This is a genomic window from Citrobacter sp. BIDMC107, assembly GCF_001037575.1.
GTDB lineage: Bacteria > Pseudomonadota > Gammaproteobacteria > Enterobacterales > Enterobacteriaceae > Citrobacter > Citrobacter freundii.
The window spans coordinates 1,346,698-1,362,750 of record NZ_KQ089848.1 but is presented as its reverse complement, the minus strand read 5'-3'; the positions used below and the strand labels follow the sequence as shown (position 1 = coordinate 1,362,750).

Here is a 16,053-nt window from a genome sequence, read left to right as displayed (position 1 = left end):
TTACCAGAATGAGAAAAGGTTTGAGGCAAAGTTACTGATACCCCGGCTAAAGGACTTAATGACATGACTCGTATTTTCAGTAACACTGGCAATGACTTTGGCAGCTGTTTTGGCAACAACCTTGCCCGCGTTATAGACGATTTCACCAATTTGCCCACCCGCTATACCACCTGCGACACCGCCAACAAACCCTCCAACGGCTGTACCGACTGGACCAAATACGGTACCAATCGCTGCGCCCAACGTGGCCCCCTCCGTTGCACCAGCAATAGCCATTGTCGTGGTTATAGTGGTGTTACCGATGGCATCGAGCGCTTCCTCTCCAGTCAGTTCACCTTTGCCCAGTTTATAAAGTACCTTTGCATTCTGTATGCCCACGCAGACGATATTGGTAATTAGGCCCGCAGGTGTACTGCGTAAGGCTGCGCCAAGAAAGCCGTTCTTGACAGCGACTACGACCGCTCCGGAAACAGCAACCTGTATAGCTGTTTGCGTACCGGTACGCAGCGAGCTTTCGAAAAAATCGTTGAGGTCTTCACTAGTGGATGGATTTTCACGACCGTTCAGGCGATTCCAGGCACGCCTTGCAAGGATTCTGGTTCCCTGCATACCCACCGCAATACAGGCACCGAGCACAGCCTGTTTACCAATTTGCTTGGCAATATCAATACGATTAGTGTCATTCCAGTCGTACTGACGTGCTTCGGCATCTTGTTGAGCTTTTTTCTGTAATTCTTTTGCTTTCTCTTTAGAAAGTGGCTGAGAAGACACTCCGTCAGCTTCAATAACCTCTGTGCTGTTGACCACATCTGCGCCTTGCCCCTCGGGAACTAGCGCTTGTTGATCGTTATAGTCGCCCCGATTGAGCTGTGTATTTGTGGCGTTTGAGTCAGCACCATATTTCGACTGATATTTGCAGACCACATTGCCGTTGCCGTCAACAATCTCAATATCAACGGAGTTTAGCTCCTGTGAACCAACAACCCGTGCACGATACGGACTGCCTTTGGTGGTTGCATCGATATTAAATGTATCGACGTGATGCTGTTCCGCAACAAGACCATCTAGATTGGGGTTTTGGTTGATATTCCCGGCCAGCGTGGTGATTGTTTTGCGCGCATTTTCGTTAGCGTCTACCAAGGCGCTATCGATAAGGCTGGCGTATTGGCCTACGTGTACCGAACCGGAAACTGCTGCATTTTTTTCTATCTCGCCAGCCAACCAGGAGGCACGGCTACGACCTTTATCCATATGCTGCTGTAATGAGTCGCGAGACTGATTAAAGGCTTCCGTAGACCGTATTATCTGCCGACGAGTGTTTAGTAACTCTTCTTCGTTTTTCCAGATCTGTGGATATTTACGAAATTCATCATCCAACCATTGCCCCAATGGCTGATCGCCGCGAGCCTGGCAGGAGGTTACGAAAGAGCTAATAATGGATGCGGTCTGCTCGGGAGCATTAATCTCCTCTACAACTTGCAATTCTACCTGTGTGATGGAGGAAAATTCATCATCGTTAATATTCTGAGCGAGATTATTATTTTGTTGTGTCATCATTTTTACCGTTAAATCTGCTGTGTGATATATCATCAAATGACTATGATAATTGACGCAAATGATATTAGCCGTAATGCTAAATGCAGACTAGCGCAGCGATCACTAATATTGATTATGAACTCTATGACTGAGGTAGCCAAAATCTTCAGGTTGCCACCCGATTTAAAGCTTCTTGGTCAGTTTCTCATTAGGGATTAATTTCGGGGAAATGCCATGTTTTTAAGGCTAAACCAGCCTATCATGCAGGAAAATCCTTCTCGCCGTTTTTTTTGCACAATACAAAACCTCCATATGGAGGAGCGTTAATCTCCATATAAATTTCAAGATTCTCTAAAAAAACCCTTATTTTTAGGAGGGGGGAGGCTCTACAACTCATGGCTGTATGGCAATATCTGTAGACTGATAGGTAGCAACAACACGATGTTATGACGTTAAGTTGTATGGTGTTTTGCTTAATTAATATGCAGTTTTAGTTAAGGGAATAAAAAAACCGGCACGGGAGCCGGTAAGTGGAACAATGTAGGAATATAATTATTATTATAATTCAGCCAACTCAATAGGAACGGGTTTCCCTATATGGTATCCCTGTAACCAACCAATACCCATCGTAATTAGCATCTTTTCAATTTCCTCATTTTCAACAAACTCAGCTACTACTTCCATGTTTTTGAGTTTTGCTACTTCGCAGAAGGATCTGACGGCGCATCGACTAAATTCATCGGTCAGTATATTACGGATGAAGGAGCCATCAATTTTCAGAATATCTGCGTCTAATGTTCTGAGTCGTGAATAGCTTGACGCCCCTGTGCCAAAATCATCAATAGCAATTTTAGAACCGGCTTTACGTAATGCTCTCAGAACATCAGTGACATTAGCGTTGTCAATGATATCTGATTCAATGATTTCAAAAATTATACGTTTAGGTGTGATGGAATATTTTCTAAACAATGTGAAAACATTATCAAGAAAATCAATTTTATTAAGCGAGTCAGGTGTCAGATTAATGGAGAAATGACTGTTCGGGTCAGATTTCTGCCGTGACTGTATAAAACGAAATGTTTGCTCTATAACAGTGATATCCAGTGCAGGAAGTAATCCTGCCTCACGAGCAACGGGTAGGATGGTATCTGGAAAGATTAACTTACCATCAACCATTTTTATCCGAATAAGTATCTCGTGATAACGTGTCAGTCCCGTAGTTGAAACGATAGGCTGAACAACCAGCATCGTTGATACGATGGGTTGAGCCATAAGCTCAAACGATTTTCTGTCAATTGCTTTTTGCAACATATGACGAATGACTGCCTGACTGACAATTTTATCGCCTGGCACCTGCGGGCTGAGTAACAACGGTTGCCCCTGCATTAACGAGATGTAGCTTTGGGTATTAAGATGTTTAATTGCTTGTGATAAATTTTTAATCAGGTTTTTCTCGGTGGTATATGCCACACCACAAGATAGTCCCAATTGGTAATCCTTCCAGATAAAACGAAAAGAGTTTAGGTCTTTGTAAAGAGTAGGAATGTCAGGGGCAGTATTAAGGCGAAGAATTATTCCATGACCAGGTGCGTAATAAATGTTACCTGTATCCTTAATCAATTTACGTACATATGAGCTTAGCGCTTTTACAAATTCAAAACGGAATTCTATTCCATGGGTTTGCTCCAGCGTATTCAACTCTGTACAACGGATGTAACACAAGCACTCTGTTGCGTGTTTACGGATGTCCATTTGCAGGGCCTGAAAGTTAGGCAGTCCGGTATTAGGCTCTGATCTAAAAAGTTGTTTGAGGCGGCGGAGATATTTTCGGTTACGGACCACAAGTACACCGGTAACAACAATCGTAAGAGAAAAGACAAACACTATCGTGGAGGAAATCACGAGACTATGTAAATAATTATTATAGTTATCCGGCGAAATATAACTGTTTATATAATATCCCAACAGGATGAGCATTGTTACCCATACAGGGGATATAAAAGCATGGCCAATGCAGATCACTCCCCACAGCATTACTGGAAGTAACCACAGTAATGAATAGTCTGTAAATATAAGAATATCTTCTCTGATGACGATCAAAGCGGACATAATGCAGAGTAACAGCACCAGCCATAATACTTGATACAGAATAGGAGGGCCGGATTTTATCAGCGTCTTCACTTGTCTGATGTATAAAATGCACCATGCAGGGTTTTGAACGCTTCTAAGCAACAGATAACAAAAAGGGATGCCAGTCAGGCAAGAGTTCATCAACCACTGTAAGTTAATTAGTGTTTGTAGTGTAAAAAGGTTTGTGATCGGTGCTGAGGCAGTGTTCGACTGGAGCCAGTAATCAATCGAGATGAATAGTAAGGCGTTGCAACACACGAGCCAGACAATACGCAGGGTTGTAAGCTGGCTACGACCAAAGCTAACCGCGCCTCGTTTACCTGTCGAGAAAAAGTAGAGTGTCTGGCTAATGAGAGCAGCCAGCAGTTGAGCCGTTAGCGTGAACACCGAAGATAAAGAGTAAGAATAAAGGGCATACAAGAAAAAGGCACCCAAAATTGGCAGCGCCTTTTGCCGGTATAAAACCAGCAGTGCAGAAATAAGAGGTAAAGTGAGATTGTAAAAATGCAGTGTTATACCCGCAACATCCTCTTGCTTACTGAGATGACCAGCGACCAGCTGTAATGCAAAAAACGCGATGCCTACACAAAAATAGCCTCTAAATGTATTAATGAAATTTATATTTTCAGTTTTTCTTAGCAATATCATCATTCGCAATTCTCAGTGAGTTATCACCGTTCTCGATTTAAGTCATCTACTTAAAACAGGTTAGACTGGAGGTTTGAAATGTGTATTTTTGGATGTTTTCGCTAATTGAAAACTATTCTAAAATATGTTATGTAAATTTTTTAAAGGTAACCTCGATAATTTCCGTGTGTTTCACAACGCAGGGAAGAACAATCTTTGTGACTGTACTGATAATAAAAATTCCGTCAGTAGCCATTATTTAAGACAGAATAGACGATCGATAAAAACGATCAATATAAATCTTTTGATAGATTTTATCGATAGGTTTGGCAGATCATAAATACCACGAAAGATCGATAAAAGCTATTAAAATGTTATTTTTTAAAGGTATTTATTTCATAAATGTTAATTGAGCACTTTGTTTATTAAAAATTAACCTATGCAGGCATCCTTCTAAAGGAATTATTATGATATTGGCAGGAAAGTGAGTTTCCCCACCTTCCCACAATACACTCAATTGTTAATCATTAACGAGGTTGCTGCTGTGTCGCGCAGTGAATGCCGCCGCCAGCTGCAATGCCATCAATATTCAGTTGTATAATTTCACGATCGATAAACTGCTCCTGCAAAATAGCATGGGTATTACGATCGGTGCGCTTATCGCCAAATTGTGGTGCAATGACGGCATCATTACACAGATAAAAATTGATATACCCTGCGGCAAAATCATCACTCGCATAAGTCTGGCGGATGGTAGAAGGTCCTTCCAGCGTGACTACCTTCAACCGTCGGCCTTTGGCATCCGTGGCGGCTCGTAATATGTCCAGATGACGTCGGGTGATCGCGTAATCAAAGGACGACGGATCCTGCTCAAGACCTGTCACCACCGTACCCGGATGCGTGAACCTGGCATAAAAATCTGTATGGCCGTCGGTAATATCCTTGCCGGCAATACCCGGCAACCAGATGATTTTCTCCAGACCTAGCAGTCGCTTAAGTTCTTCTTCGCATTCGGCTTTGCTGACGCCGGGATTACGGTTGGAGTTAAGCACGCAGCTCTCGGTAATAATCGCCGTGCCTTCGCCGTCTACCTCAATACCGCCACCTTCCAGAGTCAGTGCCGAGCGGATGAACTCGGCATGAACGTAATCAGTAACGAATTCAGCCACATCGGCATCACGTTCGTGCTCTTGCTTATTGCCCCAGCCGTTGAAATTAAATCCCACACCGCCCAGCGCACCGCTGGCGCTTATCACAAACACCGGCCCGGTGTCGCGGATCCACAAATCGTCTATCGGGTGAACCAGAAGATTGACCGACGGTCCGCACAGACGCGCGGCGAGCTCGCTGTCTTCTTCGCGTACCAACATATTTACGGGTTCAAATGCGGCGATGGTTTTAGCAACTAGCGCCAGGTTTTCCTGCACCACCGGTAGCAGATGAGGCTCCCAGATCTCGGCACTGGCACCAAACGCCATCCAGGTTGCCGCATGCGGTGCGCCTTCATCCGGCATTTGCCAGCGGCGGTCCTCTGTTGCGCGGGCAAATTGGCTAAAACTGATGCCTGTCATACCGGCGAGTAGCATACTCGTTGAAGTCACCAGACCTTGCCAGACGAACGAACGTCTTGTCATCATAGGATTAACCTTTGCGTATATTTATCTGATATTGGATGAATAAAATAATAATAGATAATTAATGTTCTGCGTATTTTAAATATTGAATAATAAATAAATTGATTGCGGATAAGTTTCATGCGGAATATAGCACAGGAGATATTCGTTGCAATCTCTTCTTTTTATATTATGAGTGAGTCTGACTACTATTAAAAATTATCAACTATATATTTATATATAATTTATATTTATCAGCATGAACATGTGTCACGTCGTAGGCTCTGAAGCCTCGTCTGACGGGCCTTGCCGCGGATTGTGATCTGGCCGATTGTTCTGTTGTATTTATTAATGCCATGAACCGTGTGGACTATAGTAAAGATGGCCGTTATTTCTCATCATTAATAACCGTGAGTGGGGGATGTGAATGAAGAAGATACTGATGCTGGTCGGAGATTATGTCGAAGATTATGAAACGATGGTGCCTTTTCAGGCTTTGCAAATGCTTGGGCATCGTGTGGATGCCGTCTGTCCGGATAAAAGTCAGGGTGACTACGTTCAAACCGCCATTCACGATTTTGATGGGGCGCAGACATACAGTGAAAAGCCGGGGCATCGTTTTACGTTGAATGCGAATTTTGCCGAGGCGCGGGCCGCCGATTACGACGCTCTGTTGATCCCCGGCGGGCGTGCTCCGGAATATCTTCGACTGAATCCAGATGTCATTAAGCTGGTGCAAGATTTCAACACTGCCGATAAGCCTATCGCTGCGGTTTGTCATGGACCCCAACTATTAGCGGCGGCGGGAGTGTTAGAAAACCGGACCTGTAGCGCTTATCCGGCCTGTGCGCCTGAGGTTCGTCTGAGCGGTGGACATTATGCCGATATTGGCATTGATCAGGCCCACGTTGATGGCAATCTGGTGACGGCACCAGCATGGCCCGCGCATCCGCAATGGTTAGCTAAATTTGTTGAAGTATTAATGAAGTAAGCGACGATGAGATGAAAAAGTCGGTATAACCAGCCTGGCTATACCGACAGGAGATATTACCTCCGCATGAGTGCGAACACGCCCCACCCGATATATTCCCGGGTGAAGGTAACGTGGCGTGCTGGTGAACTTCTCAGTTGCTCTCTGACTTCGACGGCAAACTCATCGTCCGGATTTGCCTCCAGCCACTGGCGCATCGTCAACCATTTTGCCGCCTCGTATCTGTCCCAACCCTCCTGGTCCGCCAGTACCATTTCGACCACGTCATAACCGAGCTGGTCGAAAGACGAAACGCGTTCTGGTAGAGAGAGGAAATCAGTCACTGAGGTCGCGCCGCAAGACTTAGCGATCTCCTCCGTTGCGGGTATCTGGCGCCAGTACGGTTCGCCGATGAGCAGGATCCCGCCTGATTTGAGACTTTGTTCCAGCTGTTTGACCGTTCCGGCAACGCCGCCGGCAATCCAGGTTGCATCAATGCAGGCGGCAATATCGAATTTTTCTTCGGCGATATAACCTGTTGCATCGGCATGAATAAAACGCACGTGCTCAGCGACGCCCAATTCACTTGCCCGCAGGGTGGCTTGCTCGCTGAATAACTGGCTCATATCGATACCAACGCCGGAAATTCCATGATCGCGTGCCCAGGTGCACAACATCTCGCCAGAGCCGCTGCCGAGATCCAGGATGCGGGTTCCTGGAGTCATCCGTAAAACCTGACCTAACGTTGCATATTTCTGCGCGGTGAACGGATTATGAATGCGATGTGCGCTTTCGCTGATTGTAAAAATCTTCGGGATATCCATCTCTCTCTCCTTAGCGATTATCCAGTTGGGCGCGAACGTTGTTCAGCCCAGTGGTATTGATGCGGTAGGGCTGACCATTGACGGATTTGATCAGTTTTTTCGTTCTGAGCTTTTTGAATACATCGAGCGTGCAGTCGCAGAGCAGTAACCCTTCGCGGCTATAGCATTCGACGGAAGTGACGCGACCAGAAGCATCACGGACGTGAGCAATACGGCCACCTTTGGCGAGTACGTGTAAGGTACGTTGTTCCTGACGGGATAAATTCATACTGGAAAACCTGTTTAATCATCATGTGCAAAACGTGCAAACACACAGCGGTGTCCGCATTCGATTTCGGCGCATTGATAACCAGTCCGGCCTGAAAAGGTCGGTAAGCTGATTATCTGATGATTACATTCTCCAGCATCAAAGCCTCGGGTTGAGTTGATAGATATTTACCTGCTGAATCATACCAGCCTGGACGAGTAGGGGAATCGTCCTGTCGGGAAAATGTGATCTATGACTAAAAATTGCGTTTAGCTTATTTTATAATTTTTTAACTCTCAGCTAGCTGAGCGGTGTATGAATGTATTAAATTTATTGAATTTTCAGACATCGTCAGTAGCGGTATTGGTCGTAATGATGTGTAGTTGGTCTCACTTGCGTCACACTATAGATTAGTGATATTTAATCTTTTCTTATCTTAATTTTGTTTTATTTGATAAACAGGTCTTTATTATAAAAAGAATTTTTAATGGTGTTTGTGTTTAATTCTATTTAGGAATTTTCTTAACGTCATGAAGTGTGTATACTCAATCCTGCAAGAAGCTCTTCTGTTATCATCAAAACTATAAAAATGTCCTTAACACCCGTATTACCTCTGCCCTGTATCTCTTCTCAGGGGAGAGGTTTTTTTTTCTGTATATTATTTTGATAGTCATCATAAATAGATAATTAATATTATTGTTCTTGTTGCATTACATTAGTGATGACGACAGATTTTTTTCTCTGAATCATACGTTACTATTGAAATAGTATCGCTATGAATCTATTTTATAGTGAATAGTGTAATTTTATATTTATTTATAGCGGTATTATATGATTTTTCTTATAACTGCCTGTTTTTCAGCGTTATGTTAATTCTCGCTTTTGAAATAATTGTGATTTTGTTCACGGATTTTAGTGCGTTAAGTGGCTATTTGTAGAGAGGTGCAAACGGTTGCATTTTGCTGTTACAGGATTCGTTCATTAAAAAATATAGCGATGGTATATCTTGTGTCGGTATTGGGTGCAAGAATCTAAATGATTTTTATTATCTCTTAGATATACGAATACCGTTTATGACTTCTGTTAGCTTAACACCATGGAAAATGCAGTAAAAACAGACAGGAAATATGATTTTATCAATCAGAACGGAGCTTTTAATCACTGGCATAATTACTGGTTTTTTATCTTCCTTTTTATAAATCGTTGTCGTAATGCCCATAAAGTCAGCATTCTGGGATGAGTGCTGATTTTATTTTGTTCTCAGATTATTCAACCCACGCTGTATGCAGGTCTTCTCTTGCAGTACCTCGTAAATGATACATTAAAGGATCTCCTGGAATGGATATTGTTGAACGCTTTATTAACTACACGAAAATCAATACCACGACCTCAAGGGAAAATGGTGCTAATGGGATAATGCCTTCTTCACCTGGTCAAATGGAACTGGCAAAACTGCTGGCAGTAGAACTTGAAGCATTAGGAATGGAAAACATTGAGGTCAGGGATACCGCTATTGTGACAGCGACATTACCTGCAAATACGGACGACGCGATCCCTGTCGTTTCCTTTTTTGGTCATCTCGATACCAGTGCGGAACAGACTGCGGACACAAAAGCACAACGTCTTCACTACAGCGGTGGGGATTTGTGTCTGAACCAGGAGCTAAAAATTTATCTGCGCGAAAGTGATTTTCCAGAACTGAAAAATTATATCGGTGATGACCTGCTGGTGACGGATGGTACCAGTCTGTTGGGGGCAGATGATAAAGCCGCCATCGCCGCGATTATGAATGCCCTGGAGTACCTTGTCGCACATCCGGAGATTAAGCATGGGCCAGTGAAGGTCGGTTTTGTTCCTGATGAAGAGCAGGGATTACGAGGTGCAAAAGCATTTGATGTTGCGGCGTTTGGGGCTGATTTTGGCTATACCCTGGACTGCTGCGGCATTGGAGAATTTGTCTATGAGAACTGGAACGCGGGTGATGCGGAAATCATCTTTACCGGCCAGTCCGCACACCCTATGTCGGCCAAAGGTAAGCTGAAGAACTCTCTGCTGATGGCGCATAAGTTTATTGCGATGCTGCCCGGAGGAGAGGCGCCTGAGTATACGGAAGGACGCGAAGGGTATTACTGGGTAAAACAACTTCAGGGTAACAGCGCCCGTACGGTACTTAAGCTGGATATCCGGGATTTTACCGAAGAGGGGTATAAGGCGCGTATGGCATATATCCGCCAGCTGGCCGTCGGCACCTGCGCGCTGTGGGGAGAAAACAGCGTGGTCTGCCATTTAACCGATCGCTATGCCAATGTGTTCAATAGCTTGCAGGGCGATGCTCACTACCCGATTGATATTGCGTTACGCGCGTATCAGAAGTGTGGCATTACCCCGCAACCTGTCGCCATGCGTGGTGGATATGATGGCGCAGTGTTATCGCAGAAAGGACTACCTTGCCCGAATATTTTTACCGGTGCCCATAACTTTCATTCGATTTATGAATACCTGCCGGTGCGTTCACTGCGGGCCGCCAGCGATGTCGTGGTAGCGGTCATTGAGGAAACCTTTTCTGAGTTCGCGCAGGGGAGAGCTCAGTCATGATTCAGGTGTTAATTGCCCTACTGGTTATCGTAGTGGTCGCGCGTCTTATCCTGAAAGGTTATCGCGCTGAACCCGTGTTGTTCATTGCTGGCCTGGTGTTGATGATTTGTACGGCGTTAACCGGATGGGGTTCTGTATTACCGAAGGGCGTTGCCAGTACGGGGATTTCATTTCTCGATCCTTTCGAGGTGATGCGCGATCTCTTTAGTACGCGTGCCGCCGATCTCGGCCTGATGATCATGGCGCTCATGGGATTTGCGCATTACATGGATCATATCGGGGCAAATGAAGCGGTTGTGCGGGTTGTGACGAAACCTTTGCGTGCGCTGCGTTCGCCCTATGTGCTTCTATTTTTCTCCTATCTGCTCGCCAGCCTCCTGCAGTTGGCCATTCCATCCGCCACTGGGCTAGCCGTGTTGCTGATGGGGACGATGTTCCCCATTATGCTGGGGTTAGGGCTTTCTGCGGCCTCAGCCGCTGGGGTTATTGCCACCTCGCTTGGTGTGGCATATACCCCGACGGCCATCGATGCTATCAGGGGATCTAAAGCGGTCAATATGGATGTGGTGGAATACGTTGTTTACCACCAGGGACCCGCAGCGCTGGCAACCGTGCTGGTCGTCGGCGTCTGCCATTTCTTCTGGCAGCGGCATTGCGACCGTAAAGCGGGGACGCTTCCACGAGAAATCGGTAGCGCTGAGGTGACTGACTCAGGAAAAGCCCCGGCTTTTTATGCGCTGCTCCCGATGCTTCCGATACTGATGGCGGTGGGATCATCGGAAATGTTTGTCAGTGGTATTAACCTGAATATTATCACCATTGTGCTCATTTCGATGGCTGTCTGTATGTTGATTGAATGGCTGCGGGTGCGTGATTTAAAGTCAGTATGCGAAGGATTCAGCCATTTCCTTAAAGGCATGGGCACTGCCTTTACCGGGGTAGTTGGGCTGCTGGTTGCGGCAGGTGTTTTTGCCCACGGGATTAAAGTTATTGGTGCCATTGATCAATTAATCCTGATGGCGGAGCACGTGGGATTACCCCCATTTGCTATGGCGGTGGTGTTTGCGCTGGTGACGCTGGCCGCGGCTATTATTATGGGGTCGGGTAATGCGCCATTCCTTGCTTTCGTTGAGCTGATCCCGCAAATCGCGGCAAGTATGGGCGCTAACGCTGTTGCCATGATCCTGCCGATGCAGCAGGCATCACATATGGGGCGGGCAATTTCACCGGTTTCCGGCGTGGTGATTGCCGTTTCCAGTGGGGCGAAAATAACGCCATTTGATGTGGTTAAACGTACCGCCGTACCGCTGATTGTGGGCTTTGTAACTCATACCCTGATCATCGGTATTTTCTATTAACTTCGTTTGTAACAAGCAAACTTCCGGCTTGCTAAATGCCCGGTAGTTTGCTTTTTCTGATTACAGCTCTTATCACCGCAGATGATATTGATTACTGGTGATTATTATTAACTTTTATCTTTATCGCATTATTCTTATTGGACATTGTTGAGCTATTCTGGATTAATGATTAATAAGTATGATGTATTGTATTTGCACGTTTATTACATAGGGATAAGTTAACCTGGATCATATTTTGGCGATTTTAGTTGTAGTAGTTTTTTAATAGAGTAATACAAGAATAACGTGGAATAACAATGACGATTTATTTGGGCAGGTTTAAGTGGTAAGGGATTCTGGAAGAGTCAGTACGTTACGACATCATTATCAGGATGATCTGGAAACATTTACCTGGAGTGCGTTAGTTGCAATTGGTATCGCAATAAAGGATCATAAGATCTACTCCAAAATGTCAGAGCATCTATTCATTATGCATTGGCTGGCTATTGCAAAAAAAAGAAAAATATTTTCGAAGAGCATTGTCAGTGAGCTTCAGTGGCTAATTGATGAGGGGAAGAAAAAAAGCATCAATGCACAACTTAAATTTAAAATAGAATATTTGTACGCCACGTCGAGTGGTGACGTGACAATGCAAAACGACTATTTTAAATTTACTCATACGATTGAAGTGTTGAGAAATAATGGATGGGAGAGCTTTCTGCTCACTCCAGAGAAGTGGCAAGGACTTCATGAAAGTATTAAAGTCAGAAAAGGTGACTTTATCTTTATGGATGATGCCCGGCTTCAGGAGTGCTTTGGCGTGCAGGGCGAGATTGTCAAACCTTTCTGTATTCGAGTGTACGGCGATGTTGAGTTTGCAAAGTTAACGTTCATCAAACATAACCTGCCGGTTGAATTTGTGAAACACATTTCGAATGAGTTTCATTATTTCAATTTCCTTTCTGTTAAGTAATGCTTAACTGATATAGAGGAAAAATTTCTGTTTGTTCAAAGAGTAGTGATCTACTTGTGAAAGTATCGGATATATACCACGCGCAAAGGATAGCGAATGTTTACTCGAAAGTTAGTGATTACAACCGAATGGATAAGGTTGTCGGATACGTCAGACAATATGTCCATTTCTTTTCGGGGCGTTCTTGAGATCGGTGAAAGCACAGTTGTGCCAGATGACAATACACCTCTACTTCGTTTAGAAAATGACATGGCACCTATCGCCGTTGATGCGTTATCATGGGTGAGGGTGCCAGTTGAACGCCATGAAAATGTTATCGTCTATATTTTCTGAATCCGGGTTTATTGATCCATTAATAATATTAATGTCGATTTGTTCTTATTTTATCCTTCCCGGTGCAAGATGAGATGTCTGGCTGAACAATTTGTTGAGGATCACAGCGCGGGTGAGAGCATTTGTAGTGCGTGTACATTATAAATAATGCCAAACACCGCCACCGCGAGCAGAAAAAGAAAGGAGATAAAACTGCTGCATCTGGCAAAGCGCTCTGGTATCCAGCGTTTGAAAACCACGATGTAAAAAGACAGCACCGTCAGATCAAAAATAACCCACACCAGCGTTAGCGTCAGAATGCTGGTGGTGAAATCTTGCGTAATGGCAATGAACTGGGGGAAAAACGCTACGAAAAACAAAATGTCCTTTGGGTTGGCGACCCCGGTCAGAAATCCGTGGATAAGCCCGCTGTTATCGCGTTTTCGCGCACCCAGCCCGGGGTTTGAGGCCCTGGCCCGCAGGCCGTTAATCGCCATCACTCCGATATACAACGATCCCACAAGACCCAGTACGCCAAGCCATATCGCAGAGATTGAAACCACGCCAGCTAGCATCAGTGCAGCCAGAGCAATCAGTACTAAAGAAGCGCCGTTAGTGCCAATCAGCGTGAGAAAAGCCCGGCGATAGCCGTGCTGCGCCGCGGTGGTGGTAATCAGCGCCACGACAGGACCCGGCGTTAACAGCAGGGTTACTACGCTGAGGCTATAGGCAGCCAGTAAAGTGAAATTCATACCTGATTATCCTGATGATATTTTCCACCAGTATTCCGTTTACGTAGCGCATTGAAAAACGAATAAAACTGCGCTCTACTGTGAGTAAAACTCAACATAGAAACTCTCGATGACGCTACCTCCGTTGTATGCCCTGAGGGCTTTTGAAGCCGCAGCCCGTCTAGGATCGTTCAGCAAAGCCGCTATTCAGCTTAACGTGACGCCGGGCGCGGTAAGCCGTCATATTCGCACGCTGGAGGCATGGTTTGGCTGTGAGTTATTTATCCGCAGCGGCCCGCGTATCGAGATAACACCTTCTGGCCAAGGGTTAGCGCAGCAGTTGACGGCTGGGTTTCAGAGTCTGGAACACGCGTGTCATGCCTTTCGCAGCAGCAGTCATGAGCTGCGGCTGAAAGCGCCGTCTACGTTGACAATGCGCTGGCTTCTGGATGTGCTGCGTCTTTTCCGTGAAGCGCATCCGACTCCGGTGATCGAAATTTCCAGCGTCTGGATGGATACCGATTCCGTATCATTCAGTCGTGAACCGTATGACTGTGCGATCCTGTTAGGGAATGGCCATTTTGGCGACGATACCGACAGCCGGTTGCTGTTTCAGGAGTGGCTTATCCCAGTGTGTTCACCCGCACTGCTGGTGCAGGCGCAGCGCGATCTTTCTGCCTGTGAACTGATTCATCCCTCAGCGGATCGCCGAGACTGGCGTCGGTGGCTGCAACGCACTGGGAAGTTTCCGACGTTGAATCTTGCGCGAGGCAAAGTGTTCGACACCCTGGAGCAGGGTAGTCTTGCCGCGATGAGTGGTCATGGCGTGTCTGTTGCCGACCTGCTGCTAAGCCTGGCGGCCATTCAGGCAGGGATGTTGGCGTTACCGTTTAAAGATGCTGTGGCGACTGGCGAGGGGTATTACCTTGTCTGGCCAAAGGCTTCAACACGGCTCAGAAATATTGAGCTGCTGTATCGCTGGTTAAAAGAGGCTGCGCCGTGTGCCTCCTCGGCAGATCTAAACTGGCTGGATTAAGCTGTTTATTTAGCTGATTACCTATATTGATAATGGTTCTCATTATTATTGTCGTATTGTGCAGGTAATGGTAATGTTGCTTCAGTTATAAACCGTTAATCCCATTTCCTGTGCAGAAGACAGCATGAACAACACCACCGCCCTGAATGCCTCCGGACGCGTCGCTCGCACTTTCTCCGTAAGCGAGTTTATGGATTTTGGTGAGCGCTACGGGATCGATTACCGCTTTCCCCTGTTGGCACAAAGACCGGATTTGCCGTCTGGCAGCCCTGTTCTGCAAGGTGAAATTGAGGAGATGACTCTCCCCTGCGGGATGTGCGTGACGCACTCCGACGTACAGGTATTGCAACCCTACGAAACCACCTCTCGCCACGACAGTCCTCTGTATATGCTGGTGGTTCTGGAAGGCTGCGTGATCCTGACGCTTAACGGACAGGAGCATGTGGTGCGCTCCGGCATGGCGTTTAGCTCACGCCTGAGTGAGCACCAGACGATGCGTGCCCGTCATCATGCTGATTGTAAACTCCGGACATTATCGCTCGGTTTATATCCCGACGGCGCGTATCGCACGGGGTTGCTTGAATCGTTGATGCGCGAGTGGGAAAGGTGCCAGACGCCGACGCTTATCTGGCAGGTACCGGGGTTTTTACTCAGCGGACTGCAGTACGCGCAGCAGAGTACGATTAGCCATGTTTCTCGTCAGCTGATGCTGGAAGGGCTGATATTACAACTGTTCGGTCATGGTCTCAGCATGTGTCAGGTCGAGAGCGGTAAACGTCTTGCGACGAGCGGTGAGCAGCAGCGGCTGGAGGTCGTTCGCCGACTGCTGGAGGAGAGTCCCGAAAATGACTATACCCTTAATGAACTGGCCCAACGCGCGGCGATGAGCCCCAGCAGCCTGCGCAGTAAGTTCCGTGCAGCCTATGGCTGTTCGGTATTCGACTACCTGCGCGATTGCCGTCTGGAACATGCGCGCGGCTATCTACTGGAAGGATATAGCGTACAGCAGGCGGCCTGGATGTCGGGTTATCAGCATGCCACCAACTTTTCTACCGCTTTTCGTCGTCGTTACGGCTTTTCGCCCGGCGATTTGCTCAAACCTTGCTAATCCATATTTGCGTT

General features: G+C 46.2%; 13 protein-coding genes. 7 read left to right on the top strand and 6 right to left on the bottom strand.

What is annotated here, in order from left to right; genetic code table 11:
- The 3 genes from SK39_RS06405 to SK39_RS06395 all read right to left on the bottom strand — a co-directional run bounded on the left by SK39_RS06405 (position 1) and on the right by SK39_RS06395 (position 5,930).
- Positions 1-1,557, bottom strand: a complete 1,557-nt coding sequence (locus tag SK39_RS06405; RefSeq protein WP_032937030.1) for a hypothetical protein — start codon at positions 1,555-1,557, stop codon at positions 1-3.
- A 537-nt stretch (positions 1,558-2,094) separates the two neighbouring features.
- Complete coding sequence (locus SK39_RS06400) at positions 2,095-4,317, bottom strand: EAL domain-containing protein (RefSeq protein WP_048216793.1); 2,223 nt, start codon at positions 4,315-4,317, stop codon at positions 2,095-2,097.
- Between the two features lie 503 nt (positions 4,318-4,820).
- Positions 4,821-5,930 (bottom strand): agmatine deiminase family protein, encoded by a 1,110-nt coding sequence (locus SK39_RS06395; RefSeq protein ID WP_048216792.1) that lies wholly within the window; start codon positions 5,928-5,930, stop codon positions 4,821-4,823.
- Positions 5,931-6,333: 403 nt separating this feature from the next.
- Between SK39_RS06395 and SK39_RS06390 the strand changes: the two genes are divergently transcribed.
- A complete protein-coding gene (locus tag SK39_RS06390) occupies positions 6,334-6,897 on the top strand; it encodes a DJ-1/PfpI family protein (protein WP_003838695.1) in 564 nt (187 codons plus the stop codon).
- A 56-nt stretch (positions 6,898-6,953) separates the two neighbouring features.
- On the opposite strand, the gene SK39_RS06385 is transcribed toward SK39_RS06390, so the two are convergent.
- Together SK39_RS06385 and SK39_RS06380 are read right to left on the bottom strand one after the other, a co-directional pair.
- The gene (locus SK39_RS06385) at positions 6,954-7,700 is read right to left on the bottom strand and encodes an SAM-dependent methyltransferase (RefSeq protein ID WP_048216791.1); all 747 of its coding nucleotides are present in this window, start codon (positions 7,698-7,700) and stop codon (positions 6,954-6,956) included.
- Between the two features lie 10 nt (positions 7,701-7,710).
- Positions 7,711-7,968 (bottom strand): YjhX family toxin, encoded by a 258-nt coding sequence (locus SK39_RS06380; protein ID WP_003021255.1) that lies wholly within the window; start codon positions 7,966-7,968, stop codon positions 7,711-7,713.
- A 1,317-nt stretch (positions 7,969-9,285) separates the two neighbouring features.
- Here SK39_RS06380 and pepT point away from each other — a divergent pair.
- The 4 genes from pepT to SK39_RS06360 all read left to right on the top strand — a co-directional run bounded on the left by pepT (position 9,286) and on the right by SK39_RS06360 (position 13,185).
- The gene (gene pepT, locus SK39_RS06375; protein WP_032937025.1) at positions 9,286-10,542 is read left to right on the top strand and encodes a peptidase T; all 1,257 of its coding nucleotides are present in this window, start codon (positions 9,286-9,288) and stop codon (positions 10,540-10,542) included.
- Positions 10,539-11,900, top strand: a complete 1,362-nt coding sequence (gene dcuC, locus SK39_RS06370; RefSeq protein WP_003830889.1) for a C4-dicarboxylate transporter DcuC — start codon at positions 10,539-10,541, stop codon at positions 11,898-11,900. The genes pepT and dcuC overlap by 4 nt, the downstream gene beginning before the upstream one ends.
- A gap of 322 nt (positions 11,901-12,222) precedes the next feature.
- Positions 12,223-12,852 carry a DUF2913 family protein gene (locus SK39_RS06365; RefSeq protein ID WP_032937024.1) on the top strand — a complete coding sequence of 210 codons (630 nt, stop codon included), beginning with the start codon at positions 12,223-12,225 and terminating at the stop codon, positions 12,850-12,852.
- Positions 12,853-12,948: 96 nt separating this feature from the next.
- Positions 12,949-13,185 carry a hypothetical protein gene (locus SK39_RS06360; protein ID WP_003838687.1) on the top strand — a complete coding sequence of 79 codons (237 nt, stop codon included), beginning with the start codon at positions 12,949-12,951 and terminating at the stop codon, positions 13,183-13,185.
- A gap of 101 nt (positions 13,186-13,286) precedes the next feature.
- Here SK39_RS06360 and SK39_RS06355 read toward each other — a convergent pair whose 3' ends face one another.
- Entirely contained in the window at positions 13,287-13,916 is a 630-nt protein-coding gene (locus SK39_RS06355) for a LysE family translocator (protein WP_048216790.1), read from the bottom strand.
- 109 nt (positions 13,917-14,025) lie between these two features.
- Between SK39_RS06355 and SK39_RS06350 the strand changes: the two genes are divergently transcribed.
- Together SK39_RS06350 and SK39_RS06345 are read left to right on the top strand one after the other, a co-directional pair.
- Positions 14,026-14,931, top strand: coding sequence for a LysR substrate-binding domain-containing protein (locus SK39_RS06350; RefSeq protein ID WP_032937022.1), 906 nt, complete (start codon positions 14,026-14,028; stop codon positions 14,929-14,931).
- A gap of 124 nt (positions 14,932-15,055) precedes the next feature.
- The gene (locus SK39_RS06345; protein WP_003838681.1) at positions 15,056-16,039 is read left to right on the top strand and encodes a helix-turn-helix transcriptional regulator; all 984 of its coding nucleotides are present in this window, start codon (positions 15,056-15,058) and stop codon (positions 16,037-16,039) included.
- Positions 16,040-16,053: the final 14 nt, after the last annotated feature.

Bases quoted from the DNA above. Each gene is read 5' to 3' on its own strand.
- SK39_RS06405 (WP_032937030.1), bottom strand. From the start codon at position 1,557: ATGATGACACAACAAAATAATAATCTCGCTCAGAATATTAACGATGAT.
- SK39_RS06400 (WP_048216793.1), bottom strand. From the start codon at position 4,317: ATGATGATATTGCTAAGAAAAACTGAAAATATAAATTTCATTAATACA.
- SK39_RS06395 (WP_048216792.1), bottom strand. From the start codon at position 5,930: ATGATGACAAGACGTTCGTTCGTCTGGCAAGGTCTGGTGACTTCAACG.
- SK39_RS06390 (WP_003838695.1), top strand. From the start codon at position 6,334: ATGAAGAAGATACTGATGCTGGTCGGAGATTATGTCGAAGATTATGAA.
- SK39_RS06385 (WP_048216791.1), bottom strand. From the start codon at position 7,700: ATGGATATCCCGAAGATTTTTACAATCAGCGAAAGCGCACATCGCATT.
- SK39_RS06380 (WP_003021255.1), bottom strand. From the start codon at position 7,968: ATGAATTTATCCCGTCAGGAACAACGTACCTTACACGTACTCGCCAAA.
- pepT (WP_032937025.1), top strand. From the start codon at position 9,286: ATGGATATTGTTGAACGCTTTATTAACTACACGAAAATCAATACCACG.
- dcuC (WP_003830889.1), top strand. From the start codon at position 10,539: ATGATTCAGGTGTTAATTGCCCTACTGGTTATCGTAGTGGTCGCGCGT.
- SK39_RS06360 (WP_003838687.1), top strand. From the start codon at position 12,949: ATGTTTACTCGAAAGTTAGTGATTACAACCGAATGGATAAGGTTGTCG.
- SK39_RS06355 (WP_048216790.1), bottom strand. From the start codon at position 13,916: ATGAATTTCACTTTACTGGCTGCCTATAGCCTCAGCGTAGTAACCCTG.
- SK39_RS06350 (WP_032937022.1), top strand. From the start codon at position 14,026: ATGACGCTACCTCCGTTGTATGCCCTGAGGGCTTTTGAAGCCGCAGCC.
- SK39_RS06345 (WP_003838681.1), top strand. From the start codon at position 15,056: ATGAACAACACCACCGCCCTGAATGCCTCCGGACGCGTCGCTCGCACT.